Origin of the sequence: Methylomicrobium agile (genome assembly GCF_000733855.1) — a bacterium.
Taxonomy (GTDB): Bacteria; Pseudomonadota; Gammaproteobacteria; order Methylococcales; family Methylomonadaceae; genus Methylomicrobium; species Methylomicrobium agile.
Genome location: NZ_JPOJ01000001.1, coordinates 1103177 through 1129545, shown reverse-complemented (window position 1 = coordinate 1129545; position 26369 = coordinate 1103177). Strand labels below are relative to the sequence as shown.

The window sequence follows — 26369 nt, the reverse complement described above, 5'->3', positions numbered from 1 at the left end:
TGGGGACTTTGCCGGCCGACGTTCTTCAAGAGCGGGCGAATGAATGGATCGTCCGTGCATTCGGCGAAAACTTGACATATTCCGACTAAAAAAGTCAGAATTAAAGAACATCAAATCGTAAGGGTTGTCTTACTTCCCATGAATTTATCTCCTCAGCTTGCCAGCCTCGACGACCTGGTTTTCGACAACCGCTTCATCCGCGAACTGCCCGGCGATCCCGAAACGGCCAATTTTCGCCGCCAAGTCGCCGATGCCTGTTATTCCCGGGTCAACCCGGCCAAAGTGGCGGCGCCGCAATGGGTCGCCTATTCCCGAGAAGTGGCCGATCTGCTGGACTTGTCTCGGGAACTCTGCGCTTCCGAGGATTTCACTCAGGTATTCGCGGGCAACCGGCTGGCGCGGGGCATGGAGCCTTTCGCGATGTGCTACGGCGGCCACCAGTTCGGCTTCTGGGCCGGCCAGCTCGGCGACGGGCGCGCGATCAATCTGGGCGAAGTGGTCAACCGCCACGGCGAACGCTGGGTCTTGCAGCTGAAGGGCGCAGGCCCGACGCCTTATTCGCGCAATGCGGACGGGCTGGCCGTGCTCCGCTCGTCGATTCGCGAATTTCTGTGCAGCGAGGCGATGCACCATCTCGGCGTGCCGACCACCCGCGCCTTGAGCGTGCTGCTGACCGGCGAACGGGTGATCCGCGACATGTTCTATGACGGCAATCCGCGTTCCGAGCCGGGCGCGATCGTCTGCCGGGTGTCGCCGTCGTTCATCCGCTTCGGCAATTTTCAGATTCTGGCCGCGCGCGGCGAGACCGAACTCTTGCGCCGTTTCGTCGACTATACGATCCGGGTCGATTTTCCGCACCTCGGCGAACCGTCGCCGGCCGTGTATGCCGACTGGTTTCAGGAAATCTGCCGGAAGACCGCGGAAATGATCGTGCACTGGCAGCGAGTCGGTTTCGTGCACGGGGTGATGAATACCGACAATATGTCGATCCTGGGGCTGACGATCGACTACGGTCCCTACGGCTGGCTGGACAATTACGACCCGCACTGGACGCCGAACACGACCGACGCCGAACAGCGCCGCTACCGTTTCGGCCAGCAGCCGCAAATCGCTTACTGGAACCTCGGCCAACTGGCCAATGCGTTATTCCCTGTGTTCGGCGAGGCCGAACCGCTGCAGGCGGGTATGAGCGCCTATGCCGAAACTTTCGACCGGGAATGGCAGCGGATGATGGCGGGCAAGCTCGGTATTGCGGATGATCGCCCTGCAACCGACGAGGACCTGATTATCGAACTTCTGGTGCTGCTGCAGAAGGCCGAAACGGACATGACGCTGTTTTTCCGGCGGCTCGCCTCACTGGATACGGGCGGCGATCGTCCCGATTGGAAAACCCGGATCGCCGTACTGTTGGAGGACTGTTATTATCGGCCTGAGCAATTGTCCGCGGATTACCTGGAAAGGCGGGACGCCTGGTTAGGCCGGTATCATGAGCGGCTCCGGCAGGGCGGGCTGCCCGACGTGGAGCGGCGCCGGCGCATGTATGCAGTCAACCCGAAATACGTGCTGCGCAATTATCTCTCGCAGCTGGCGATCGACAGGGCGGAACAGGGCGATTTTTCGACGGTCGACGAACTGCTCGACTTATGCCGCAGGCCCTACGACGAGCAGCCCGGGAAGGAGCATTACGCCGCGAAACGCCCGGACTGGGCGCGCAGCCGGCCGGGCTGTTCGATGCTGTCGTGCAGTTCGTAAGCAAGCATGGCAGGGCGGGTTACGACTATATGTATGCAGAAGTAAGAGCAACGCATGGAGCGGTTGCCGGGACGCGCATAACCTGCGGATTTTCCGACGCAATAGCCCTATCCCGCGCGTTGTGATCCGCGACCGAATTTAAAACAAATTCTCGGTCACGTAGACATCGTATCCCGAGATCACGACGCCGATTCCCTGACGGTCGTATTGCGATGACAGCATCACTTTCCGGTGGTGCGGACTGCCCATCCAGCCTTGGACGACCGTTCGAACCAGCCGGTCCGCGTCCGTCCACTCGTATTCTTTCCCAACGGTGATGCCATTTTCCTTGAAGGTATGGATCTTCTCGTAAAGGCGCGTCAGAAAAATGTTTTCGGCGATGCCGGTGGCCACGGTGGTCGGCGCTATCCGCTTCCGTTTGTTCCAGCCCTGGCGCCTGGCCCGGTCCGAAGGGAGTTCGCCTCGCAGGTTCACATGGTTGAAGAAATGATGCCGCGCCATGTCCAGGCTATGATTGCGCGCAATCGCAACCAGCTCCCCGTCGTCCCCCAACGGCGCCAGCCCGTGCTTTTGCCGCTCCCGATTGATCTGCCGATGGATTTGCCGCTCCAGCTCGGCTGGATCGATAGAGGGAGGCGTCACCGCCGCATTCGCCGATGAAGCGGCCGGGATCAGGCCTAGCCATAAAAGGAAAATCGGACGCAGTTTCAGCATGAAGCGGAAGGATAAAGCCGGGCACGAGGTTTAGCTCCCGCATTTTACAGGAAAAAACAAGAAGATCCTTAAGGGATTTTTTGCATGCCGGCCGGTGCCCGTTGCCCCGGCCGTTCCATTAAAACTGTTTGCCCTCGTTGCTTGGCTTCTACGGTTTCGCCTGTCTGAAATGCAAAAATTTGACGCCGGCAGCGCAGCCGGCGCCCACCAGGATATAAGCGTAATTGACGAACAGCCCGGACAGGGTGCCGGGGTTATGTTCGACCGCATCGCGCAGGCCCGGCGTTACGGCCAGGGTCCAGGCAATGCAGGGAATCAGATAGGCCAGAAAGCCGAGTCCGGCCGAAGATAAAGGATTCCTGCCGGTCGCTTCGGCGCTTTTGTAAAACCAGTAGGCGATCAGGAAAGCGGTAATGGTGCCGATCATAATGAAATTCCTTGAATGAAGTCAGTAACGGCGGCACAGTATCAAATTGTTTCCATGCACTCAAGCAGAACGACTGCATCCAGCTTTTGGGTGTCTCGGGTTCTGGGTAGGTGTAGGGCGGAAGCCGATAGGCGTTCCGCCAACCCGAGGCCAGCCAAATAAAACAAAGCCTGGTTCATCGCTCCAAGCTCACGGAAACCGGTCGGCATCCTGGCACGTTCCGAATGGCGGAACCCGGTAAACCGGTTCCACCTTACGCGGGTTACGGGTTCTACAACTACGCATTGGCTGGGTATAAAGCCGAGTAGGTCGGGCACGCTTTTTGTGCCCGACATTGTAGGGTTTCAATTGGGTAGCGGCTTCAGATTGCCGCAATAGCGAAGCAAGATTGCCACCTGACGTCGGGCAACGATGAAGCCGTTGCCCGACCTACCCGGCTGTGTTAGGTATTGACTTGACTTATCAGCCGAGTAGGTCGGGCACGCTTTTTGTGCCCGACATTGTAGGGTTTCAATTGGGTAGCGGCTTCAGATTGCCGCAATAGCGAAGCAAGATTGCCACCTGACGTCGGGCAACGATGAAGCCGTTGCCCGTCTACCCGGCTGTGTTAGGTATTGACTTGACTTATCAGTGGAAATTGTTCGGGATGGCGAATTGACTCAACGGCTAAGTCAATATCCAGTTCGGGCCAGTACAGGTGATTTGAAGATGGACGTTCGACATGCAAGATATTTCCAACAGCAGCATTTCGAAACCAAGGAAATTCAGAGAATGGTAGGAAAAGCTCTTCATCCCCCAACAGCAGCCAGAAGCCGTATTGAGATATGTTGGTAACTTCAACTGGGGAAATGCTTGTGCCAAGCGTTGCGAATGTCATGTTCATGCTCCTGTACAAGACGTAGTGCTTCATTGATTTCACGCCGGGAGAGACCCACGGATTGAGCAAGCTCAATTTTAGGTTCAAGCCAGTATTTGGCTTCGCCGTTTTGTCCTTGAACATGGACATGCATCCTCGGCTCTTCCCGAGAGAAGAAGTAAAACCGGAAGCCTGCTTCGCGGAAGACTGTTGGGCTCATAATATTTCGAATGATACACGTAACCTTTGTTCATAGGAATAGTGCGCTAACGTAGAGCTAACCGGTGCTGCGCGGCTTTATCGCGTAGCGTCCAGCGACCGAAGGGAGCGAGGTTGAGTATCATGTTAGGCATTTTGTTCAAGTACCAACTCATAATGTTCAACAATAGGAAACGGATTATAAAAATGGTGGAGCGACCGTTTCCATTCCTGATATTGGGGTGAAGTACTCAAGCAGAACGACTGCATCCAATTTTTTGGTGTCCCAAGTTCATGGCGCAATAGCCGGGTAGGTGTAGGGCGGAAGCCGATAGGCGTTCCGCCAACCCGAGGCCAACCAAAATAAAGCAAAGCCTGGTTCATCGCCCCAAGCTCACGGAAACCGGTCGGCATCCTGGCCCGTTCCGAATGGCGGAACCCGGCAAAGCCGGTTCCGCCTTAGTGTGCCCGGCATGGGCTAAAACTTGTTATCTGAAAAGAGATAACCGGAAGGAGTAACGACAACCGTAGCGAAACGCAAGGGTGAAGCCGCGAGGCCAGGCTGAAAGAAGCGCGTAGCAAAAGCACGACCGTAGGAACACGAACAAGCAGAGAGGCCGGGTGCGGGCGATGAGTGTGCTAGGGAACACGAAATCCAACCGTTACCGAAAGACGCATCAGGTAGAGCTTGACGGCACGGGCAGAAAGTTTTAGTCCCTTACCCGGGGAAATCTCCCGAATGAGAGTTTGGGAGAAGTCAGCAGAAGCCGTAGTAGCGAAGAAGCCTTGGAAACCAGGCAGAGCGAAGGGCCGAAGAACCGAGAGACAGACCATTTTGAACATCTCCAGGGAACGGCGCGCAGTATTCCGAAACGGGCGAACGTTGCCACGGCGGCAGCTATTCGCGCCGGTGGCTGAGTGAGACGGGTGGATTCCCGTCGGTAGCCAGGGCACGAGGTACGAGTCGAGACTTGGGCGAAGGAGAAAGAGCAGGTGCTGAATGAAAATCTGATGGAAAGTGTCCTGAATCGCTTATGGGTTCCATCAGATTTTGCGACAGGATAAGTCGCTAGGTTCAACCGCCGGATGCGGAAAACCGCATGTCCGGTGGTGTGGGAGGGGTAACGGGCGCAATCCCGTTACCTCCACCCGATCGGGTTACGGGTTACGGGTTGATGAATTTAATCACGATTAACATAGCTTGCAGACGAATTTTTATATTTTCCAAGAAACTCCTGAAGAAATTGGATTACGGATTGATCATCTTCTAAGAAAGTCATTAACTCTTCATCTTCCAAATCTTCGTCATAAAGATCATTCATACTGTGCTGAAGAATAAGCTGCCACTGCACGTCATCTTCTTCAGTGATATTGAAGTTTTCCAACAGCCAAGCGTACTCATCTGGTTCGCCGCCTAAACCATCTTCGCCCCAAACACGATCCATTTCTTCAAGTATAGAATCGATTAACTCAGCTTTCGTTATATCTTTTCCTGAGTTGCCGAGAATCTTGCTGCAAAGATCGCCAATTTTTTCAGTCAAAGAGTTTTCAAATGCCCTTGAGATACTATCATGTCCGGTTTTTGCGTGTATTAATTCATGAATTAGTGTGCCAGAGTAGTCAGGGAGTGACTTTAATGTTTTACGAGCCAAGATAATTGAACTCGTTTTCTGATCCCAACAGCCAAGCGTTTCTGTTTCATCAAAAAAATCTTTCCTCATCGTAGAGGATATTTTAATTTCCTTTACTTTCTTTGGTACTCTGCCGAACAAGTCAAGTATCTTTGGTGTAAATTGGTAAACAACTCTTTCCTCGTTGCTCAATTTGTCTGGGTCAACAAAATTGAACTCAAAGCTATCATTATAATTTTCAACAAATTGAGTAATATCGATAATAGGATTCCCGGATAAATCTCTTACTCCTTGAATTTTATCCTTCAAATTATCAGGTATAGTAATGATCTCATGACCACTATTTCTCGCGTGGTCGATCATGTCAGGATGTTGCATCGCCTCAAAGGAGGTAATAAAAAGATACTTCCCTGTTTGATTTAAAATTTTAACTGAGTGTTCTTGAACATCAATCCAACTTAATTCATCATGAGCAGTTCCTCTATTGATATTCGTTAAGTCTTTTGCAAGGGTTTCTGCAATTTCTTTTTGTTTTGAATTGAGCAATATTTTTTTAACAGAATCTGTGTAGGCACCACGCCCAACATTCGATCTTTCTCTATTAATAGCTTTCTTTATTGGGGCGCTCAATCTCGTGATATTATAGCTAAACAAAAAATTCTCTTCTTCTGATACTTTTACGCCATTTATATAAATATTCCCATGATTTCCATGTCGCTTGACAACTTGCCCCTGCATTGTAGTTTCTATAACCTCTTCACCAGAGAATTTCAGAAAAAGTTTCTTTGCCGTATCAACCTCATCATCTGCCACACCCTTTAACTCAAATTCTGTACCTATAAAGTGGGCGTCAACGGGATCTTCAATTATTGCATGCAATGTACTGATGTCTTGGAAGTCCTGTTTTGGCGACTTCTCAATGGATATTTGGCCATATCTTGATTTTACAGACACTATCGCTTCTCTCCTGTCAAAAGTCGCCAGGGCATCTTTCAGTCCAATACCGAACTTTCCAATTACATTTGTACTAGAAAGTTTTTCTTGGTTTTCTTTTTGTGTAAGATGTGAATACTTTAGCCCGCGACCAAAGTCCCGAATGATCCAAGAATTGCCATTCTTGGCAATTACTATATCATCAGTTTTCGTCAAAAGCTGCTCGTCTAGCGCATTTGCGATTATTTCTCTAATCGCATGATGCATTTCCCAGTCTTCAAGTATTTTTTCGATATTAAGGTCAAACTTCTTCATACGACGGTCTCCCTCAAAGCACATAACTCTAATTAGCCGAGTAGGTCGGGCACGCTTTTTGTGCCCGACATTGTAGGGTTTCAAATTTGGTAGCGGTTGCAGATTGTCGCCATAGCGAAGCAAAATTGCCACCTGACGTCGGGCAACGATGAAGCTGTTGCCCGACCTACCCGGCTTTTGCCGAATCCTCTAGGTTGGCGACATCCCGTGCGACTTGGGTATGCAACCACGACTCCATTCTTTGCGCTAACGAGGATGCTGTTGTCTTACCCTCGCGATTTGACTTGTAATGTGTTGAGTAAACAGCTTGAATTTCCTTCGGCAACGGTGGGCGGGTTTTCGGAAAGTTTTCGAACATGGGGCTTCTCTGGTTTAGCGTATAACTAGCCGAGTAGGTCGGGCACGCTTTTTGTGCCAGGCATTGCAGGGTTTCAATTTGGTATCGGCTTCAAAGTGTAGGGCGGAAGCCGATAGGCGTTCCGCCAATCCGAAGCCGATAAGCAAAGCTCGGCTCATCGCATCAAGCTTGCAGAATCCGGCCGGCATCCTGGCCCGTTACGAATGGCGGAACCCGGTAAACCGGTTCCGCCTTACGCGGATTGGTGCGGGGATGCTTCTTCTGAAGTAGAGGGCGATGCCTGACATGCGTCCGATTACGCTGCGCTAATCGGACCTACGCGGGCTATTCCGAATTATACGGGTTGCCCCTGATTGTTGAAAAGCCACGTAGGTCGGGCACGCTTTTTGTGCCGGACATTGCAGGGTTTCAATTGGGTAGCGGCTTCAGACTGTCGCAATAGCGAAGCAAGATTGCCAGCTGACGTCGGGCAACGATGAAGCTGTTGCCCGACCTACCCGGCTGTAGGGCGGATTTGCGTCAGCTCGTAGGATGGGTTGAGGTACGAAGCCCATCAATCGCGAACGATGCGCTTCACTTCGTTCAGCGCATCCTACGGTCCTATTCCAAATGGCGGAACCCGGTAAACCGGTTCCGCCTTACACGGGTTTTTATTGGAAAGAATATTTAATTACTTCGAACTCAGATATTTGAGGTATTTCTGTTATCCACATTGATCCAGCCCATACGCCGCCTTCAAACCAAATAGACATATAATAAACTCTGTTTTCTTGGAAATAACTAGAATTTATTCTATCGATAACCTGGCCTGAGGTTTTTGTATATAACTTATGTTCCCCAGGTGAAACGGTAACCGTAAGTGGTGATATGGTATTTACTGTTCCAACAACTTTGTCGTCAATAAATACTTTAGTTTTGTGTGTTTCATATATGCCAAGACCCTTATATATAAAAACTATTGTGGCTTTGTCAGGTGATGGAAGTGGGGAGGGGGCAGGGATTATTATAGTAGTGCTGCAGCCCCCAAAAAATATACTTATTAAAAGTAATAATGTTTTCATGTTGTTAATTTTCTCCAAAAGAGAAAGCCGAGTAGGGCGGATGTCGAAGGTGATCCGCCAACCCAAAGCCGACAGATAAAGCAAAGCTCGATTCATCGCCCCGAGCTCACAGAAACCGATCGGTATCCAGGCTCGTTCCAAATGGCGGAACCCGGTAAATCGGTTCCGCCTTATACGGGTTGGTGTGGTGATGCTTCTTCTGAAGTAAGAGGCGATGCCTGACATGCGTCCGATTACGCTACGCTAATCGGATCTACGCGGGCTATGAAATATCTTTGAGAAAGCATCTATCACTGGATCACCATTTGGATCGTATTTTAGAAATTTTTTACAACTGAAACTTTCAGTGATAATGGGTTTTTGCGACCTGTAGAAAACATAATTTTGGCTATAGATCATGGTGGTTTGATTTATAAAATCAACCTCGGTTTGCTCTAACTCTATGGTAATCAAGCGTGGATTTCTCTTGCAATATGATGGGTGGCTGTAAAATACGCAGATATTTGGCAAGATGGGAACGATTGCTCTAGGTTCTATAGGTGCGCCAATCGAAGAAGTGAAGTTATTATAAAAACCATCACCAAAGATAAATTCATAATCTCTCGAAAACGCGATACAGAATTTTCCATGATCTAGCAACGCCGTTTTAAATTTATGAAAAGTATCTCTTTGGTTTAGGCTTATCAGGTTTTTCCTTAATGATGTGCCAGTTATATCAATATTAAGTTTTATTTGATTGCGAAACCTTGGACTCCTCACGATTAGTGATAATACACATTCGAGCAGTTTATCTAGGTTATCTTGTTCTTCTTTTGGTGAATCAATACTACTTTCTAAGCTTTTAAGCCAAGCAATAATATACCGAAATCCTTTGTTATTATCTACGGAATCAAAAGAAGACTCGAAACATTCGTCCCAATCTGTTGGTTTATCTGCAAACTTAATTGAGTGGGCATCGGTAATATAACCCAATTTTTCATGTTTTTTATATATGTCATCGATTCCATCCGCAGATAATCTATGCACAAACCCTTGGTCATCTTTCCAATGTTTAGAAACACATTTTGGCCACCAATGATGATCTTCACTTTTTAGGGGATATTTTTTCAAGATTGGGTCCGCAGTTATAGGTGTTTGATAGAAGTAAAATTAACCCACGCTACTGGTATTTTAGAGAGCCCATCCTATGGGCCTTGACGTCGGACAACGATGACGCTGTTGCCCGACCTATCCGACTGACATGCGTCCGATTACGCTGCGCTAATCGGACCTACGCGGGCTATCATACGGTAGACCTGTCCAACCCCGCCCGCACACACCGCAATATCTCATACGAATAAACCCCGCCGAATTGCTCGTAAACCGGCTTCAACGCCCTCTTCTGTGCCTCGGGAAGATTCAATATCGCATCCTGAATCAAATCGATCTCGCGCTCCGGCAATTCGACGACCTCATTCAACGCCACCAATCCCCGCTCGATCCCTTCGGCCAGATGCCCGTAAACGGTGGTTGTTTTCAAGCCGCGTTGCGCGGCAATCCGTTCGACGCTGTAGCCGAGCCGGAACAGTTCGATCGACGCACCGACCGTATCTTCGGAAGATGCCGGATCAGGGGTTTCGGCATGCCCCCGGATCACATCCAGGAACTGCTCCCCGTATAATTCCAGCTTGCGTGCGCCGACGCCCGAGATCGCGGCCATTTGCCGGAGGTTTTGCGGCATCGCCGAGATCATTTCCATCAGCGTCGCGTCATGAAAGATCACATAAGGCGGCACGTCTTGTTCCTCGGCGATTTCCCGGCGTTTGGCGCGCAGCGCTTCCCAGAGCGGCGAGCCGGCGGCGATGCCGGTTTTCCTGGCGGCGCGTTTGGTTTTTTCCGGGCGGATGTCCTCGCGCAGCATCAGGGTTTCCTCGCCGCGCAGTACCGGCCGGCCGGCGTCGTTCAGCTTCAGGGTGCCCATGCTGTCGAAGTCGACGTCGACCAGGCCGCGCGCGATCAGTTGTCGGTACAAGGAATGCCAGCGCTGTTCGTCCAGTTGTTTGCCGATGCCGAAAGTCGAGACGCGGTCATGCCCGTTTCTCAGCACTTTTTCGGTGGCTTTGCCGAGCAGCACGTCGATCAGATGCGCAACGCCGAAGCGCTGGCCGGTCCGGTAGACGCAGGACAGGGCCTGTTGCGCGGCCAGCGTGCCGTCCCAGGTCTTGACCGGTTCCAGGCAGGTGTCGCAGTTGCCGCAGGGCCGGTCCAGTTGATCCCCGAAATAGGCAAGCAGCGCCTGCCGCCGGCAATGCACCTGTTCGCACAGCGCCAGCATCGCGTCCAGCTTGTGCAGCTCGAGCCGCTTGCGCGCCGCGTCGGCGGGCGAATCGGCGAGCATGCGCCGAAGCATGATCACGTCCTGCAGGCCGTAGGCCATCCAGGCGTCGGCGGGCAGGCCGTCGCGCCCGGCGCGGCCGGTTTCCTGATAATAGGCCTCGACGCTTTTCGGCAGGTCCAGGTGGGCGACGAAGCGCACGTTCGGTTTGTCGATGCCCATCCCGAACGCGATCGTCGCGACGACGATCAGCCCTTCCTCCATCAGGAAACGGTGCTGGTTGTGCTGGCGTGCCGGAGCCGCCATGCCGGCATGGTACGGCAGCGCCTTGAAGCCCTGCGCCGCCAGCCACACGGCGGTTTCTTCGACCTTTTTGCGCGACAGGCAATAGACGATGCCGGCATCGCCGTCGTGCTCGGCGCGGATGAAGTCGAGCAACTGCTTGCGCGCGTTCTGTTTCTGCACGATCCGGTAGCGGATGTTCGGGCGGTCGAAGCCGCGCTGGAACAGCCGGGCTTCGGCAAGGCCGAGCCGATGCCGGATCTCCTCGCGAGTTTTCGGGTCGGCGGTCGCGGTCAGCGCAATGCGGGGGATGGCGGGAAAACGTTCGTGCAGCAGCGAGAGCTGCAGATAATCGGCGCGGAAGTCGTGGCCCCACTGCGAGACGCAGTGCGCTTCGTCGATGGCGAACAGGGCGATTTTGATGCGAGAGAAAAGGGACAGCGTCCGTTCGGCGGTCAGCCGTTCCGGTGCGATGTAAAGCAGATCGAGTTTGCCGCCCACGAGTTGCTGTTCGATCCGCCGGACATCGTCCAGGCTCAGCGTCGAATTCAGAAACGCCGCGCGAATGCCGAGCTGGGTCAGCGCACTGACTTGGTCCTGCATCAGCGCGATCAAGGGCGAAATCACGATCCCGACACCGTCGCGGAGTAGGGCCGGAATCTGATAGCACAACGATTTGCCGCCGCCGGTCGGCATCAGCACCAGCGCGTCGCCGCCGGCCGCCAGATGGCCGATCACGTCGGCCTGGGGCTCGCGGAAGCGGTCGTAGCCGAATACCGATTTCAGAATGCGAAGCGCTTCTGCGCTCATCGCCTCATACTCCGTCTCGTCATTTAATTTTTCTCGAAGGGTTCCAACCTTTTATAATAGTCCGATTATACAGGACAGAAGCGCATAACGACCTTCCCATGACTCATTCCGATACGATGCTTTCGCCGCGGCTGGAGCGGCTCTTGAACAGCGGACGCCAACACCTGATTTCGGGAGGTCTGAAAGGCATCGAAAAGGAGAGTCTCCGTATCGGCAAGGACGGTTTCATCTCGCAAAAACCGCACCCGAAATCGGTCGGTTCCGCGCTGACGCATCCCTACATCACCACCGACTATTCGGAAGCGCTGATCGAGCTGATCACCCCGCCGTTCGCGGAAATCGACGACACGATCGCCTACCTGACCGACCTGCACCAGTTCGTTTACGATCATCTGGACGATGAAATGCTGCTCGGCGCGAGCATGCCGTGCGGGATCGACGGCGACGAGAGTATCCCGATCGCGACCTACGGCACCTCGAATGTCGGAAAAATGAAGCACGTCTACCGGCGCGGCCTGTGGCACCGCTACGGGCGCACGATGCAGTCGATCGCCGGGATTCATTTCAACTATTCGGTGCCGGTCGAATTATGGCCGGCGCTGCGGGAGCTCGAAAACCGCGAGGACAGCCTCGAAGCTTTCACGGCCGACGGCTATTTCGGCCTGATCCGCAACTTCCAGCGCGTCGGCTGGATCATTCTTTACCTGTTCGGCGCCTCGCCGGCGATCTGCAAAAGCTTCTTCAAGAGCCGGCCGTCGTTGATGAGCCAGTTCGAAACCTTTAACAAAGGCACGCTGTACCATCCTTACGCGACCTCGCTGCGGATGAGCGACATCGGTTACAAAAGCAAGAATCAGGCATCGCTGAACATTGATTATAATTCGTTGCCCGCCTATATCAAGAGCCTCTATCATGCGATCACGACCCCGTATCCGGAGTACGAACGGATCGGCGTAAAAGTGGACGGCGAATACCGGCAGTTGAACGGCAACATTCTGCAGATCGAGAACGAGTTTTACAGCACGATGCGTCCGAAGCAGATCGCGATGTCCGGCGAAAAGCCGACGCTGGCGCTGAAGCGGCGCGGCCTTCGGTATATCGAAATGCGTTCGCTCGATCTGGATGTGTTCGAGCCGGTCGGGATTAACCCGAGCCGGGGGCGTTTCATCGAGGCCTTGCTGCTCAACTGTCTGCTCCACGAAAGCCCGCCTAACACGCCGGAAGATTATCGAATCTACAATGCGAATCAACTGGCGGTCGCGAACAGCGGCCGGAAGCCCGGCCTGGAACTGAACAAGAACGGCGAATCGATTCCGTTGCAGGACTGGGCGAACGAGATCCTTGATGCGATGGAGCCGATTTGCCGGGTGCTCGACGAGGGCCTGGCCGATAAGCCGTACGGCGCGGCATTGGCGGAACAGCGCGAGGTGGTGCGGAATCCGGATCTGACCCCGTCGGCCCGCATGCTGAGCGCGATGTCGAAGAACGACGAGCCGTTCGCCTGTTTTGCGCTGCAGTCGTCGATCGAGCATGTGCGGTATTTCAAAAGCCGCCATCTTCCGGAAGTTCGCCAGCAGGAATTTATGCAACTCGCCGAACAATCGCTGATCAAACAGGCCGAGATCGAGAGCCGGGATACGCTGTCGTTCGACGATTTCCTGGCGTGCTATTTTGCCCAATGTGACGATATGACCCTGCCCGCATGACCGACTTCGATATTCAAGCCCTGCAGACCGAACTGCGGAACAAAAATCCGCGCGTGATCCTGAGAAAAGCGCTGGAACTGTTCGACAACATCGCGATTTCGTTCAGCGGCGCGGAAGACGTGGTATTGATCGACATGGCGGTCAAAATTCGTCCGGACATCCGGGTCTTTTCATTGGATACCGGCCGCCTGCATCCCGAAACTTACCGCCTCATCGAAAAGGTCCGGAAGCATTATGGCATTGCGGTCGAGGTGCTGAGCCCGGACCGGGAACTTTTGGACGAGCTGGTCAAAGCGAAAGGTTTGTTCAGTTTCTACGAAGACGGTCATCACGAATGCTGCGGCATCCGCAAGGTCGAGCCGCTCAAACGCAAGCTGGCGCATCTGGATGCCTGGATCACCGGGCAGCGCAAGGACCAGAGCCTGGACACCCGGCAGAACATCCCCGAAGTGCAGATCGATACCGCGTTTTCGACGCCGGCGCATACGCTGGTCAAGTTCAATCCGCTCCTGAACTGGACGTCCGCGCAGGTGTGGGATTATATCGAAGCCTACCAGGTACCGTTCAACGAACTGCACCAACGGGGCTATATCAGCATCGGCTGCGAGCCCTGCACCCGGCCGGTACTGCCCAACCAGCACGAGCGAGCCGGAAGATGGTGGTGGGAGGATGCGGCCAAGAAGGAATGCGGGCTGCATGCGTCGAATGTGGAAGGGAAATAGGCGTTTCACTCTAAAACTCGGGCCCGTAGGGTGCGCTGAACGAAGTGAAGCGCACCGAGTGCCTTTTAGGGTGTCGTTCGCGATTGATGCGCCTCCTTTGTCGGCACATCCGGCTCTTGTAGGGCGGATTCGCCGTTAGGCAATCCGCCGCGCTTTGAAGGGGATTGGCGTTTTGCTATCGCGAAAACGCCCTACGCTCTGCTCTTCATAATTCATAACGCTTGACGTGGATAACAGCGAGATAGGATGGGTACGACTGCACGGATGCAGGAGGTACGAGCCCAAGGAAGCCAAGTAGGATGGGTAGAGGCGCCAGCCGAAACCCATCAATCGAAACCCATCGATGAGGATATAAATAATTCCGCGCCCTCACCCAACCGCCAACTGCGCCAATAACCCCCGGATAAACTCCAACTTCTGCTCGACCGTCTCGAACTTTTTGACGAACCGCAGCTTGTCCGCCCCGTCGAATTTGTAAACCTGCGCCTGGGTTTGAATCAATAGAATCAATTGGTCGGTGTTGATTTTCGGTTCCTTGGTAAACACCAGCCGACCGCCGGCCGCATTCGCCTCGATCTTTTTCAGGCCCAGTTTTTGCGCCTCCTGCTTGAGTCCGGTCACGCTGAACAGGGTTTTGACCGGCTCGGGCAACAGGCCGAAGCGGTCGATCATTTCGACTTGCAAATCGCGCAGGTCTTCGCGCGTTTCGGCGTTCGCGATCCGTTTGTAAAGCACCAGCCGCGCATGGATGTCCGGCAAGTAGTCTTCCGGAATCAGGGCCGGAGCCTGCAGATCGACTTCCGGGCCGATTTCGGCCGGCAGGTCCAGTTCCGGCTGCTTGCCCGACTTCAGCGCATGCACCGCGCGGTCGAGCAGTTCGGTGTACAGGGTATAGCCGATTTCCTGAATCTGGCCGCTCTGTTCGTCGCCGAGCAGCTCGCCCGCGCCGCGGATTTCGAGGTCGTGCGAGGACAGCATGAAGCCCGCGCCGAGGTCGCCGGAAGCTTCGATCGCTTCGAGCCGTTTCAAGGCATCCTTGGTCATCAAGGTTTTCGGCGGTACGATGAAATAGGCGTAGGCGCGGTGGTGCGAGCGGCCGACGCGGCCTCGGAGCTGGTGCAACTGAGCGAGGCCGAGCTTGTCGGCGCGGTTGATCAGGATCGTGTTCGCGCTCGGAATGTCGATCCCGCTCTCGATGATGGTGGTGCTGAGCAGCAGGTTGAAGCGCTGGTGGTAAAAGTCGAGCATGATCCGTTCGAGGTCGCGCTCGGGCATCTGGCCGTGCGCGATTTCGATCCGCGCGTCGGGCACCAGCTTTTGCAGTTCGCCGGCCATTTTGCCCATCGACTTGATGTCGTTGTGCAGGAAGAAAATCTGGCCGCCGCGCTTGATTTCGCGCAGGCAAGCCTCCTGCACCAGCGCGTCCACCCACTCGCTGATGAAGGTCTTGATCGCGTGCCGGTTCGGGGGCGGGCTGGCGATGATCGAAATGTCGCGCAGGCCGGACATCGCCATGTTCAGCGTCCGCGGGATCGGCGTTGCGGTCAGGGTCAGCAGGTCCAGTTCGTTGCGCAGCTTCTTGAAATGCTCTTTCTGATGCACGCCGAAACGGTGCTCCTCGTCGATGATCACGAGGCCCAACGCCTTGTATTTGAGTTCTTTCGACAGCAGCTTGTGCGTGCCGATGATGATGTCGACATGGCCTTCCGCGAGCGCATCGCCGATCTCCTTCTGCTGTTTCGGCGTCACGAAGCGCGACATCACTTCGACGCGGACCGGCCAGTCCGCGAAACGGTCGCGGAAGTTCTGGTAATGCTGCTGCGCAAGCAGGGTGGTCGGCACCAGCACCGCGACCTGCTTGCCGTCCTGCACCGCGATGTAGGCCGCGCGCATCGCGACCTCGGTCTTGCCGAAGCCGACGTCGCCGCAGATGACCCGGTCCATCGGCTGCGGGCTGGCCATGTCTTCCAGGATCGCCTCGATCGCGGTCTGCTGGTCGGGCGTTTCCTCGAACGGAAACGCGTCGGCAAAAGCTTGATAATCGTTGTCGGCGATATGAAACTCGTGGCCTTTCTTGGCCGCGCGCTTTGCATAGATTTCCAACAGCTCCGCCGCGACGTCGCGGATTTTTTCGATCGCCTTCTTTTTCGCCTTGCTCCACTGGTCGCCGCCGAGCTTGTGCAGCGGCGCGGTTTCCGGGTCGACGCCGGTGTAGCGCCCGATCAGGTGCAGGGACGAAACCGGCACGTACAGCTTGTCGCCCTGCGCGTATTCGAGCGCCAGAAATTCGGCCGGGATGCCGCCGATCTCCAGCGTCTGCAGGCCCAGGTAGCGGCCGACGCCGTGTTCCTGATGCACCACCGGCGAGCCGATCGTCAATTCGTTCAGGTTGTTGACGATCTTTTCGAGTTCCTTCGCCGCCGCCATCCGTCGCCGGCGCCGCTGCTGGGCTTTTTCGCCGGACAGCAGGCTTTCCGGGATCACCGTGATCTTCTGCTGTTTGAGCCACAGGCCTTGATCCATCGGCGCGACCGTGATGCAGAGCTTGTCCTCGGCCGCGATGAAGTCGCGCCAGCCTTCGACCGTTTTCAGCCGGATTTTGAAGTTTTTCAGCCGGTCGATCAGGCCTTCCCGGCGGCCGGCCGATTCGGCGACGAATAGAATTTTGCCGTCGAAGCCTTCGATAAATTGGCGCAGCCGTTGCGCGGGCTCCTTCAGTTTCGCGTCGATCGTCAATTCGGGCAGCGGCGTGCAGTCGAACGCGATTTTAGCTTCCGGCGCCGCATCGCCGCTCTGCAGAGCGATTTGCGCGAAAGATGCAGTGCGCTGTTTCAGCTCGGTTGGGTTCAAAAACAACAGTTCCGGCTTCAATAACGGCCGGTCGAGATTAAACCGGCGCTGTTCGAAACGTTCGTGCGCTTCCGCGGCAAAGGCCTCGGCCTGCGCCTCGAGCTTTGCCGGCAGCACGAATACCGCGTCGGCGGGCAGGTAGTCGAACAGGGTCGCGGTGCGTTCGACGAACAAGGGCAGGTAATATTCGATGCCGCCCGGTGCCATGCCTTTGCTGATGTCGCTGTACAGGGCGTTTTTGGTCGAGGCGTCCGGAAAAAGCTCGCGGAAGGCCTGTCGGAAGTGCTTGATCGCCTCGTCGGTAAACGGGAACTCGCGCGCCGGGAACAGCTCGATCCGGCCGATCTTGTCCAGGGAGCGCTGCGTTTCGGGATCGAATGTGCGGATCGATTCGATTTCGTCGTCGAACAGTTCGATTCGGTAAGGTGCCTGGCTGCCCATCGGGAACAGGTCTACGATCGAGCCGCGCACCGCGAATTCAGCGTGCTGATACACCTGCGAGACGCACTGGTAGCCGACGCTTTCGAGTTTGATCCGGTTCAGCTCCAGGTTGAAAACCTCGCCGACGCTCAGCGAAAAGCTGTATGCCAGCACATGCTCCCTGGGCGCGAGCCGGTGCATCAGCGTCGCGACCGAGACGATCAGCGCGCCGCGCTTGACCTGGGGCAACTGGGCGAGCGTTTTCAGGCGTTCCGAGATGATCTCCGGCAGCGGCGAAAACACGTCGTAGGGCAGGGTTTCCCAGTCCGGAAAATGCAGGATCGACAGGCCGGTATCCTGCAGGAAAAATGCCAGCTCGTGTTCGAGCCGGAGCGCGGTGTGGTTGTCGGCCGTCACGATCAGAAACAGCCGGTTCTCGTTTTTGATCGCCGAGGCCAGCGCCAGTGCGTCGGCGCAGCCGTAGAGGCCGTTCCAAATCTGCACGGCGTTTTTGGACGCGGGCACGGTCGGTGAAAAAATCAAGGCGTTATCTTCAGCCATGGGGGGCAGGAGTGGTCCGATGCGCGAATCGCAACAAAAAGCGATAGTTTAACACTTTGATCGCAGCGATGCTGTGCGCGGAAGCCGCAACGGGGATAGGGCAATACTGTTCAAATTAATGAACTGTAGGGTGGATAAGTGAAGCGCATCCGCCACATGATCGCCGGATACGCTTCGCTAGCCCGGCCTACGCAATTCTTAACTTAAAAGCATGGAGATAACGGGAAGGTGAAGCCGATGCTCCGGTGTAAGGACAGTAGGCGCTATTGTCAATAAGCAGGAAACTATTAATTAACTGTTGCTAATATTGTAAATGCCGGATCTCAACCCTATACTGTAACCGTGAAATTTTCATTTACTATCAACTACATCTTAGGAGTAAGCACTATGTCGAACGTCAAACGCGACATCATCATCGGCCTTATGTTCATCAGCGGGATTGCCGGTTTCATTTCCGGCGAGTTCATTTTTTCGAACGTCTTCTTCGCGTCGGCCGCGATCTACACCAACATGTTCCTGAACCGCAGAGCTACCAACGGTTAAGGAATTTTTTCCATGTATAACTGCTTCTTCATTCTCCGCGCCGCTGTTCCAGCTTCGGCGCGGGCCTTCTTTCCCGGCTGATTCAGGCCGAATCGATCTTTACTTCTCTAGCGTCTTTTCCGGGTCTTGTGAATCACGAACTTCGGATTGGCCGCTACCCCGGAACAGCCTCCGAACAAGCGATCCAGAACGGCATGATAATTGAGATGCCGGTTGCCGATCACCCATAATTCGCCGTCCCGGCGCAATACCCGCTTCGCGTCCCTGAACATCCCGACCGCAATCTGGTCGCCCTGCAGATATTGCTGATGAAACGGCGGATTGCAGAGAATCAAATCGGCCGATTCCGATGAGAATGCTTTAAGACCGTCGCCTACCTGAAAGGTTGCCTTGCGTTCAGTGCCGAACGCGGCTTCGAAATTTTCCTTGGCGGAAGCGACCGCCATGTAGGATTCGTCGATAAAATGCAGCACGGCTTCCGGATTGCGCCGCGCCGCGATCAAGCCGACCACGCCGTTGCCGCAGCCCAGATCGACGATCTCGGACCGGCCCAAGCCTTCGGGAAGATGCCGGAGAAAAAAACGCGTGCCGATGTCCAGACTGTCCCGCGAGAACACGTTTGCGTGATTGACGATCCGAAAACCGGTATTTTCGAGCCGGTAGCGCACCGGATACGGATTCGGCGGCGGATCGTCGCGCGGAATCGGCTTCGCGAAGATCAGTTTGGCTTTTTTGCGCGCCAATGCGGTCGTGGTCGGGCCGAGCAGGCGCTCGGCCAATTGCCAGACCGAGCCGGGCAGCATCTTGACCATCCCGGCCAGAATCACTTGCGCGTCCGGCTGCAAATGGCCGTGCAGGCTGATCAGCTGGTGCTCCAAAAGGCCGAGCGTCTTCGGGATTTTGATTAGCACCAGGTCGTAAGAACCCTGCAACGGCTCCAGACTGTGCAGGAGTCGTGTGCTGTCCCGTGTCTTGCCGTTCTTTTCCAGATTGATTTCGGTGGCCCGATGCGACAGAAAAGAGTCGGACACCGCATCGGGGCGGTAATCACTCAACGCGACCGCCAGCGCGCCGAAACTGTCGTTGACGATCAGCACGCGGCTGCCGGCTTTCGGCAGGCCCTGCTCGGCCAGATGCGTCAGCAGATACTCGTCCGCCGCGTCGAAAGGCTGCAACAGTTCGTTAGGACGCAGCGGCAGACGGATCAGGTCGAAGGCGCCCTGGGGGCAATTGAACAGCATCCGGCGGCCGACGTTCAAGCCCGGGACATGAATTTTCCGGTTTCGGTATTCACCTTGATCGATTCGCCGGTTTCGATGTATTCGGGCACCTGCACTTCGAGGCCGGTATGCAGCCTCGCGGTCTTGGTCCGGCTCGATGCGGTGGCGCCCTTGATTGCGGGCGGCGTCTCGACGATCGTGAACACGACCGAGGACGGCAGTTCGATGCCGATGATCTCGTCATCGACCAGCAGCGCCACGATCCCTTCCAGGCCATCGGTCAGGTATTCGACCTTGCCTTCCAGGTCGTCGGCGTTCAGGGTGTACTGGCTATAGTCTTCCTGGTTCATGAAGATGAAATTGCCGACGTCCTGATACGAAAACTGCACCTTCGCGCGCACGCAGTCGGCGTCCTTGAAAGCATCGTCGCCTTTCAGCGTTTCGTCGAGCTTTTGCCCGGTCTTCAGGTTGTTGAAGCGCACCTTGTACAAGGTCGAAGCGCCACGCGACGACGGGCTTCTGACTTCGACCTGTTTGACTACATGCGGGGCGCCGTTGATTTCGACGACCATGCCTTTTTTTAAATCACTGGCCTTGGCCACGGTTGTTCTCCTCTATCAGGTTTTCTAACTTTGAATAGCATCGTTCCCACGCGGAGCGAAGGAACGATAATGAAGGATTCAAATCCCTTCGTCATCGGGAATCCGGACCGCGAGCAGATCACAGGGCGCATGATGCAGCACGCCGTTCGCGGTCGAGCCCAGCAGCAAGGTCAACCCGTGCCGCTCGTGCGAGCCGGTCACGATCAAGTCGGCCGCGATCTTTTCGGCATGCCGCACGATTTCGTCTTTCGGCACGCCCCAGATCAGCCAGAGATCGGCAGAAGCGACGCCGAGTTCGGCGCCCAGCGCAAGCAGCTTGCCGCGCTCTGCCTCCAGCAGGCCGTATTCGGACGGTTGATCCACCGGAATCACGGTGCCGTAAGGCGTGTCGGGCATCGGGATGTCGTCGAGTACATGCAGGATACTCAATTTTGCCCGGTACGAGGCGGCCAGGGATTGGGCGCGCACGGCAATCGACGCGCCGTCTTCCGAAAAATCCGCGGTTAGGAGAATATGGCGATAAGCCGTCATGAACATTGTCCGTTTCACTGTCAGTCGATCGGCTATTCTACCAAATTCAGCGTTTCGATCGTGTAAGCGATTGTCTTTCGGCGGCCAACAAACCCGTTAGAAATTTTGCCAAGTTCCAAGTAAGATACCGCAGCAAGTTCACTCGCTGGGGAGCCTTCATGAACCGTTTCGCCCGTCTGTGCTTTGTCTTGTTTTTGGGTTTTTCCTCGGCCCAGGCCGTGCCGCTGGCGCCGGAGCGGGCGCCCGAACCGCTCAAGCCCTGGATCGACTGGGTCCTTCACGATAGCCCGGAACACGGCTGTCCTTTCCTGTACAACCGCTTCGACGAAAAGCACTGCGGCTGGCCGACCGAACTGGCGCTGGACATCGGCGACCGGCGCGGCGCGTTTTCGCTGCGCGGCGCGGCGTTCCGGGATGGCTGGATCATGCTGCCGGGCGACGACAGGCACTGGCCGCAGGCGGTCACGCTGAACGACGGTTCGGCGGAGGTGATTAGCCGGAACGATTTGCCCGCGCTCAAATTGGATAACACTGGCCCGGAGCCGAAGGCGTACCGGATCAAGGGCGAATTTTTCTGGGACGCGATGCCCGAAACGTTGGCGGTACCGGCCGATACCGGGCTGGTGAGCCTGAACGTAAACGGCAGCCCCGTGCCTTACCCGGTATTCAGGGACGGCCAGATTTGGGTGAGAGCCCCGGAGCAGCGTCCGGGCAAGCCCGCGGGCATCGAGAACAAAGTTGTATTGCAGGTATTCAGGCGCATCGTCGACGAGGTGCCCCTGGAACTGATCACCCGGCTGGTACTCGACGTGTCCGGCGAACCGCGCGAACTGAAGCTGGCCGTGCCGGTGCCGGAAGGCTTCATTCCCTTGCATTTGAGCAGTCCGTTGCCGGCGCGGCTCGAAGACGACGGACGGCTCTTGCTCCAGCTGCGCCCCGGCCGCTGGCAGGTCGATCTGGCCTATCGGAGCGCCGGGCCGGTCGAGTCATTGCCGTTCCAGGCGCCGGCTGTCACGGACGAGCAGGAAGCGGCCTGGCCGGACTCGGAAATCTGGGTCTTCGATGCGCGCCCGGCGCTCAGGGTCGTGGAAGTCGAGCAAGTCGGCGCGGTCGATGCGAACCTGACCAATTTGCCGGACGACTGGAAAGCCTGGCCCGCTTACCGGATTGAATCCGGCCAGGCGATGCGGTTCAAGGTGATCCGGCGCGGCGATCCGGAGCCCGAACCGAGCCAGCTCAATTTGACGCGCAAACTGTGGCTCGACTTCGACGGCGGGGGCTATACCGTCAACGATACGATCAACGGGCGAATGACGCGCGGCTGGCGGCTGAATGCGCTGCCGGAGCTGAAGCTCGGCAAGGTCGCGCTGGACGGCAGCGATCAACTGATCACGCGCCTCGAAGGCTCCGGCAAGGAAGGGGTCGAAGTCCGGCGCGGGATCCTCTCGCTGGAGGCGGACAGCCGCCTGACCGGCGCGATCGGCAAGATCAGCGCGGTCGGCTGGGAGCAAAGCTTCCAGCAGGTCAGCGCCGAGCTGAACCTGCCGCCGGGCTGGCGCCTGTTTGCGGCGGGCGGCGTCGACAACGTGCCGGATTCCTGGATCGCCCGCTGGACCCTGCTTGACCTGTTTCTGGTGCTGGTCTCGGCGCTCGCGGTCTACAAGCTGTGGACGCCATTGTGGGGAGGCACCGCGGTGGTCGCGCTCGCGTTGATCTGGCACGAAGCCGGCGCGCCGCATTATGTCTGGCTGCATCTTCTGGCGGCAACCGCGTTGATCCGGGTGCTGCCGGAAGGCCGTTTCCTGCAATTCACGCGCTGGTACCGGCGCGCGAGCTGGCTCGGCCTGATCCTGATCGCGGTGCCGTTCATGATCGATCAGGTACGCATCGGACTTTATCCGCAACTGGAAAGGCCCTGGCAGAGCCTGAGCGCGCCGCCTTCTCCGGTGGCCGCGCAAATGGCCGCGCCGGAAGCGGACGCGATGAGTGAAGCAAGAGAGCCGCGGCGAATGTTCAGCAAATCGAAAATGGCCGAAGCGGTCGGCAGCGTCGCCGAAGGCATGGCATATATCGAAAACCAGCCGGCCGACGTCGAACGCGTCGACCCGAACGCGAAGATTCAGACCGGGCCGGGCCTGCCCACCTGGCAGTGGCATAGAGTGCTGCTGACCTGGAACGGTTCGGTCGACCCGGGCCAGACATTGACGCTCTGGTATTTGCCGCCCGGATTGACGCTGGCGCTGAATTTTCTGCGCGTTGCCTTGATTGCGGTGCTGGCGCTCTTGATGTTCGGGGTTGCCGAAAAATGGATTTTCCGTTTCAAAGGCTCTCCCGCGTTGATTTTCTGGTGCTTGCTGATGCCGGTGCTGTCGCTGCCGTCCGAACAAGCCCATGCGGATTTTCCGGGCCAGGCGGTGCTGGATCAATTGAAAGCCCGCCTGCTCGAAGCACCCGACTGCCTGCCGGCCTGCGCCGAAAGTTCGGCGATGCAGATCAAATTCGACGGCGAAGCGCTACAGCTTTTGCTGGAAATGCATGCGCAGCAGGACGTTGCGGTACCGCTGCCGGCGGATGACCTGCAGTGGTTTCCGAATCGGGTGACCGTCGACGGCGTGCCCGCTCCGGGGTTGTTCCGTACCGGCAACAATCTCTGGCTGCATCTCGATCCGGGCCGGCATGCGGTCGTGCTGCGCGGTATTTTGCCGGCGACCGGCCAATTTACCCTGCCGCTGCCGCTGAAACCGCATCGGGTGACGGTGGAGGGCAGCGGCTGGGAAACGGTAGGAATCGGCGAAAACGGCCTGCCGGGCGAGCAACTGCGGTTCGAACGCGTGCAAAAGGTCCAGGACAAGACTCAGGCCGAGGCATTGGCGCCCGGCGTGCTGCCGGCGTTCGTCCGGATCGAACGCACGCTGCAGTTGGGCCTGGACTGGCGGGTGACGACCCGGATCGTCCGGCTGTCCGAGCCCGGCTCGCCGGTTTTGCTGTCGGTGCCGCTGCTGTCCGGCGAAGCGGTCACCACGCCCGGCGTGCGCGTCAGGAACGGCAGGGCCGACGTAAACATGGCGGCCGGCCAGAATGAAATGGCGTGGGTGTCGACGCTCGCCAAAGCGGACAAGCTCGAACTGGCCGCTGCGCCGACCAACCCGTGGATCGAGGTTTTCAGGGCCGACGTAAGCCCGGTCTGGCACATCGAAACGTCGGGCATTCCGATGATCTACCTGAATCACGAACAGCGCTGGCTGCCCGAATGGCGGCCCTGGCCCGGCGAGAAAGTCGTGCTGGCGGTTTCGCGGCCGCAGGCGGCTGCCGGCCGGACGCTGACGATCGACAATAGCCGGCTGACGGTGACGCCCGGCAAGCGCATCCGCGATACGGAGCTTTCGCTCAGCCTGCGCAGCTCGCAAGGCGGACAGCATCCGCTCTTGTTGCCGGAGGCTGCGGAACTGCAGACGGTCGCGATCGACGGCCAGCCACAGCCTTTGCGCCTGGAAGGCCGCAAGCTGGTCCTGCCGATCAGGCCCGGCACGCAAACGGTCACGCTGCGCTGGCTCGAAGCGCAGCCGATTGCCGCCAGCGTGGCCACGCCCGAGGTCGACCTCGGCGCGCCCAGCGTGAATGCAGGCCTGAACATCCGGCTCGGCGAAGACCGCTGGGTGTTGTGGGTCGACGGTCCGAAAATGGGGCCGGCGGTGTTGTTCTGGGGCGTATTGATCGTGCTGGCGCTATTGTCGGCGGGGCTCGGCAGGATACCGCTGACGCCGCTGAAACACTGGCAGTGGTTCTTGCTGCTGGCCGGGCTCAGCCAGATTCCGCTGGCGACCGCGCTGGTCGTGATCGCCTGGCTGATGCTGCTCGGCTGGCGATGCGGAAAATCCGCCGCCGAGATCCGCTATTTCAACGCCCTGCAGGTTCTGCTCGGCGGTTTGACGATCCTGTCGCTGGGAATCTTGTTCGCCGCGGTTTCGCAAGGCCTGCTGAATACGCCCGACATGATGATCACCGGCAACCAGTCATCCCCGTATTCGTTGAACTGGTACCAGGACAGAAGCGCAGCGCCGTTGCCGAAAGCGGCCGTCGTTTCGGTGCCGCTGAAGGTTTACCGCCTGTTGATGCTGGCATGGTCGCTGTGGCTGGCCGCCGCCTTGCTGAATTGGCTGAAATGGGGATGGGGGTGCTTTTCGAGCCGCGGCTTGTGGAAAAAGAGCCCGCCGAAAGCGGCGAAACATGAGGCGCAGGCGAATGTCGGTCATCCCGAATAAGGGCCTGCGGCAGGTTTAACGGGACCTGGAGACAAGCGATGTCGATATTTCGCCTTCAGCAATTCTCGGTCAGCCAGGAACGGGCGGCGATGAAAATCTGTACGGACAGTTTGTTGTTCGGTGCGATGATGCCGGTCGGTTCGGAAGATCGCGTGCTGGACATCGGCGCCGGCTGCGGCCTGTTGTCGCTGATCGCGGCCCAACTCGGCGCCGGCCGGGTAACCGGCGTGGAGCTGATGGACGACGCGTGCCGGGAGGCGGCGGAAAATTTCCGCCGCAGTCCCTGGGCCGACCGGCTGCAGGCGGTTCGGGACAGCATTCAGCATTTCGCGGACATGGCATCCGGCCGCTACGACCTGATCGTCAGCAATCCGCCCTTTTTCGAGGACCATTTGAACGCCGACGAGCCGATGCGCAATGCCGCCCGTCATAATGTGCATCTGACGCATGCCGAACTTGCGGGGATCGCGGAGCGGCTGCTCGCGCGGGAAGGGGTGTTTTATGTATTGCTGCCCGTGCAGTCGGGGATAACGTTTACCCGCTTGGGCGCGCAGGCCGGTCTACATTTATGGCGCCAGACCGTTTTCCGAGGCTATGCGCACAGCAAAGCCAAGGTAGCCGCCTTGACGTTCGGCCGGCAGCCTGTGCCGGGACCGGTTTTCGAAACGATTACGGTTTATGACGAGCCTGGTGTCTATTCGGCAACGGCCCGGACCTGTCTGGCGAAACTTCTGATGCGCTTCGCGGAAAGCGAAAACGCCAGGGACAGTGGTTGAAAGAGCCGATGGCGCAAGCACTTCCTTGTGCCTGCCCGGGAAGATGACTTTTAGTTGACTACGCGGTGTCCGCGGTTGCGCATGCAGGTCGCATACGCGCGCTTGTAATCGGTTTCGGCTTCGTAACCTTGTTTGGCGCCGCCGCCGAAACCGCCTGCCGCCGCGCCGATCGCCGCGCCCGCGCCCGGATTGCCGGTGAAGGCGCCGACCACCGCGCCGCCCGCCGCGCCGATCAATGCGCCGGCGCCCGCGCCGATCGCGGTTTCCTTGGTCGTGCCGCCGGAGGCCTGTTTGGCGAGCTGCTGGCATTCGGCCATATCCTGATTGATTCGATAAGCATTCGGGTCATTGTAAGGGTCTACAGTCGGCTGCCAGCCGCCGTAGCTGTAGCAGCCCGTCAGCAGGACGCTGCCGATAATGACCAAGCTTAAAGCTGATTTTTTCATGGGTTTACCTTCTTTAAATTTTAGTTGGAACAAAGTGTAGCCGATCTTTGATGAATAACGGATGAACGGTCTGATCTTA

19 protein-coding genes are annotated in these 26369 nt (G+C 56.8%); 6 read left to right on the top strand and 13 right to left on the bottom strand.

The genetic code is table 11. The annotated features are described in order from the left end of the window. The first annotated feature begins 138 nt into the window (after positions 1–138). Positions 139–1752, top strand: a complete 1614-nt coding sequence (locus CC94_RS0105440) for a protein adenylyltransferase SelO (protein WP_031430054.1) — start codon at positions 139–141, stop codon at positions 1750–1752. Between the two features lie 138 nt (positions 1753–1890). On the opposite strand, the gene CC94_RS0105435 is transcribed toward CC94_RS0105440, so the two are convergent. From CC94_RS0105435 to recQ, 8 genes are all read right to left on the bottom strand, one after another. After that, positions 1891–2466: a CAP domain-containing protein gene (locus CC94_RS0105435; RefSeq protein WP_031430052.1), complete on the bottom strand. Its 576-nt coding sequence runs from the start codon at positions 2464–2466 to the stop codon at positions 1891–1893. A 148-nt stretch (positions 2467–2614) separates the two neighbouring features. After that, positions 2615–2893 carry a hypothetical protein gene (locus CC94_RS0105430; RefSeq protein ID WP_005374641.1) on the bottom strand — a complete coding sequence of 93 codons (279 nt, stop codon included), beginning with the start codon at positions 2891–2893 and terminating at the stop codon, positions 2615–2617. A gap of 607 nt (positions 2894–3500) precedes the next feature. Beyond that, the gene (locus CC94_RS0105420) at positions 3501–3770 is read right to left on the bottom strand and encodes a DUF2442 domain-containing protein (RefSeq protein WP_031430051.1); all 270 of its coding nucleotides are present in this window, start codon (positions 3768–3770) and stop codon (positions 3501–3503) included. Further along, positions 3730–3903, bottom strand: coding sequence for a DUF4160 domain-containing protein (locus CC94_RS25440; RefSeq protein ID WP_425357676.1), 174 nt, complete (start codon positions 3901–3903; stop codon positions 3730–3732). The genes CC94_RS0105420 and CC94_RS25440 overlap by 41 nt, the downstream gene beginning before the upstream one ends. A 1225-nt stretch (positions 3904–5128) precedes the next feature. After that, the gene (locus CC94_RS0105410; protein WP_005374638.1) at positions 5129–6826 is read right to left on the bottom strand and encodes an ATP-binding protein; all 1698 of its coding nucleotides are present in this window, start codon (positions 6824–6826) and stop codon (positions 5129–5131) included. A 1008-nt stretch (positions 6827–7834) separates the two neighbouring features. Next, a complete protein-coding gene (locus tag CC94_RS23585; protein WP_157203377.1) occupies positions 7835–8245 on the bottom strand; it encodes a hypothetical protein in 411 nt (136 codons plus the stop codon). Positions 8246–8488: 243 nt separating this feature from the next. Further along, positions 8489–9355: a hypothetical protein gene (locus CC94_RS23580; RefSeq protein ID WP_005374635.1), complete on the bottom strand. Its 867-nt coding sequence runs from the start codon at positions 9353–9355 to the stop codon at positions 8489–8491. A gap of 172 nt (positions 9356–9527) precedes the next feature. Further along, positions 9528–11651, bottom strand: a complete 2124-nt coding sequence (gene recQ / locus CC94_RS0105400) for a DNA helicase RecQ (RefSeq protein ID WP_005374634.1) — start codon at positions 11649–11651, stop codon at positions 9528–9530. 98 nt (positions 11652–11749) lie between these two features. Between recQ and gshA the strand changes: the two genes are divergently transcribed. After that, positions 11750–13357, top strand: coding sequence for a glutamate--cysteine ligase (gshA, locus tag CC94_RS0105395; protein ID WP_005374633.1), 1608 nt, complete (start codon positions 11750–11752; stop codon positions 13355–13357). Then, positions 13354–14079, top strand: coding sequence for a phosphoadenylyl-sulfate reductase (locus CC94_RS0105390; RefSeq protein ID WP_005374631.1), 726 nt, complete (start codon positions 13354–13356; stop codon positions 14077–14079). The genes gshA and CC94_RS0105390 overlap by 4 nt, the downstream gene beginning before the upstream one ends. Before the next feature lie 369 nt (positions 14080–14448). On the opposite strand, the gene mfd is transcribed toward CC94_RS0105390, so the two are convergent. After that, on the bottom strand, positions 14449–17910 hold the full coding sequence (gene mfd / locus CC94_RS0105385) for a transcription-repair coupling factor (protein WP_005374630.1): 3462 nt from the start codon (positions 17908–17910) through the stop codon (positions 14449–14451). A 387-nt stretch (positions 17911–18297) separates the two neighbouring features. On the opposite strand from mfd, the gene CC94_RS24050 reads away from it, so the two are divergent. Next, a complete protein-coding gene (locus CC94_RS24050) occupies positions 18298–18453 on the top strand; it encodes a hypothetical protein (RefSeq protein ID WP_005374629.1) in 156 nt (51 codons plus the stop codon). Between the two features lie 107 nt (positions 18454–18560). Here CC94_RS24050 and CC94_RS0105375 read toward each other — a convergent pair whose 3' ends face one another. The 3 genes from CC94_RS0105375 to CC94_RS0105365 all read right to left on the bottom strand — a co-directional run bounded on the left by CC94_RS0105375 (position 18561) and on the right by CC94_RS0105365 (position 20806). Beyond that, positions 18561–19694, bottom strand: a complete 1134-nt coding sequence (locus CC94_RS0105375) for a methyltransferase (RefSeq protein ID WP_031430047.1) — start codon at positions 19692–19694, stop codon at positions 18561–18563. A 14-nt stretch (positions 19695–19708) separates the two neighbouring features. Continuing rightward, complete coding sequence (gene efpL, locus CC94_RS0105370; RefSeq protein WP_005374627.1) at positions 19709–20275, bottom strand: elongation factor P-like protein EfpL; 567 nt, start codon at positions 20273–20275, stop codon at positions 19709–19711. Between the two features lie 78 nt (positions 20276–20353). Next, entirely contained in the window at positions 20354–20806 is a 453-nt protein-coding gene (locus tag CC94_RS0105365; RefSeq protein WP_005374626.1) for a universal stress protein, read from the bottom strand. A 158-nt stretch (positions 20807–20964) separates the two neighbouring features. On the opposite strand from CC94_RS0105365, the gene CC94_RS0105360 reads away from it, so the two are divergent. Both CC94_RS0105360 and CC94_RS0105355 read left to right on the top strand, forming a co-directional pair. After that, positions 20965–25068, top strand: coding sequence for a hypothetical protein (locus tag CC94_RS0105360; protein WP_031430046.1), 4104 nt, complete (start codon positions 20965–20967; stop codon positions 25066–25068). Positions 25069–25106: 38 nt separating this feature from the next. Beyond that, positions 25107–25844, top strand: coding sequence for a tRNA1(Val) (adenine(37)-N6)-methyltransferase (locus tag CC94_RS0105355; RefSeq protein WP_005374624.1), 738 nt, complete (start codon positions 25107–25109; stop codon positions 25842–25844). A gap of 50 nt (positions 25845–25894) precedes the next feature. Here CC94_RS0105355 and CC94_RS0105350 read toward each other — a convergent pair whose 3' ends face one another. After that, entirely contained in the window at positions 25895–26290 is a 396-nt protein-coding gene (locus tag CC94_RS0105350; protein WP_005374623.1) for a glycine zipper family protein, read from the bottom strand. Positions 26291–26369 lie beyond the last annotated feature (79 nt).

What these genes read in the sequence shown, in the direction of transcription:
- CC94_RS0105440 (WP_031430054.1), top strand. Translation starts at nt 139, where the DNA reads ATGAATTTATCTCCTCAGCTTGCCAGCCTCGACGACCTGGTTTTCGAC.
- CC94_RS0105435 (WP_031430052.1), bottom strand. Translation starts at nt 2,466, where the DNA reads ATGCTGAAACTGCGTCCGATTTTCCTTTTATGGCTAGGCCTGATCCCG.
- CC94_RS0105430 (WP_005374641.1), bottom strand. Translation starts at nt 2,893, where the DNA reads ATGATCGGCACCATTACCGCTTTCCTGATCGCCTACTGGTTTTACAAA.
- CC94_RS0105420 (WP_031430051.1), bottom strand. Translation starts at nt 3,770, where the DNA reads ATGACATTCGCAACGCTTGGCACAAGCATTTCCCCAGTTGAAGTTACC.
- CC94_RS25440 (WP_425357676.1), bottom strand. Translation starts at nt 3,903, where the DNA reads ATGCATGTCCATGTTCAAGGACAAAACGGCGAAGCCAAATACTGGCTT.
- CC94_RS0105410 (WP_005374638.1), bottom strand. Translation starts at nt 6,826, where the DNA reads ATGAAGAAGTTTGACCTTAATATCGAAAAAATACTTGAAGACTGGGAA.
- CC94_RS23585 (WP_157203377.1), bottom strand. Translation starts at nt 8,245, where the DNA reads ATGAAAACATTATTACTTTTAATAAGTATATTTTTTGGGGGCTGCAGC.
- recQ (WP_005374634.1), bottom strand. Translation starts at nt 11,651, where the DNA reads ATGAGCGCAGAAGCGCTTCGCATTCTGAAATCGGTATTCGGCTACGAC.
- gshA (WP_005374633.1), top strand. Translation starts at nt 11,750, where the DNA reads ATGACTCATTCCGATACGATGCTTTCGCCGCGGCTGGAGCGGCTCTTG.
- CC94_RS0105390 (WP_005374631.1), top strand. Translation starts at nt 13,354, where the DNA reads ATGACCGACTTCGATATTCAAGCCCTGCAGACCGAACTGCGGAACAAA.
- mfd (WP_005374630.1), bottom strand. Translation starts at nt 17,910, where the DNA reads ATGGCTGAAGATAACGCCTTGATTTTTTCACCGACCGTGCCCGCGTCC.
- CC94_RS24050 (WP_005374629.1), top strand. Translation starts at nt 18,298, where the DNA reads ATGTCGAACGTCAAACGCGACATCATCATCGGCCTTATGTTCATCAGC.
- CC94_RS0105375 (WP_031430047.1), bottom strand. Translation starts at nt 19,694, where the DNA reads ATGCTGTTCAATTGCCCCCAGGGCGCCTTCGACCTGATCCGTCTGCCG.
- CC94_RS0105365 (WP_005374626.1), bottom strand. Translation starts at nt 20,806, where the DNA reads ATGACGGCTTATCGCCATATTCTCCTAACCGCGGATTTTTCGGAAGAC.
- CC94_RS0105360 (WP_031430046.1), top strand. Translation starts at nt 20,965, where the DNA reads ATGAACCGTTTCGCCCGTCTGTGCTTTGTCTTGTTTTTGGGTTTTTCC.
- CC94_RS0105355 (WP_005374624.1), top strand. Translation starts at nt 25,107, where the DNA reads ATGTCGATATTTCGCCTTCAGCAATTCTCGGTCAGCCAGGAACGGGCG.
- CC94_RS0105350 (WP_005374623.1), bottom strand. Translation starts at nt 26,290, where the DNA reads ATGAAAAAATCAGCTTTAAGCTTGGTCATTATCGGCAGCGTCCTGCTG.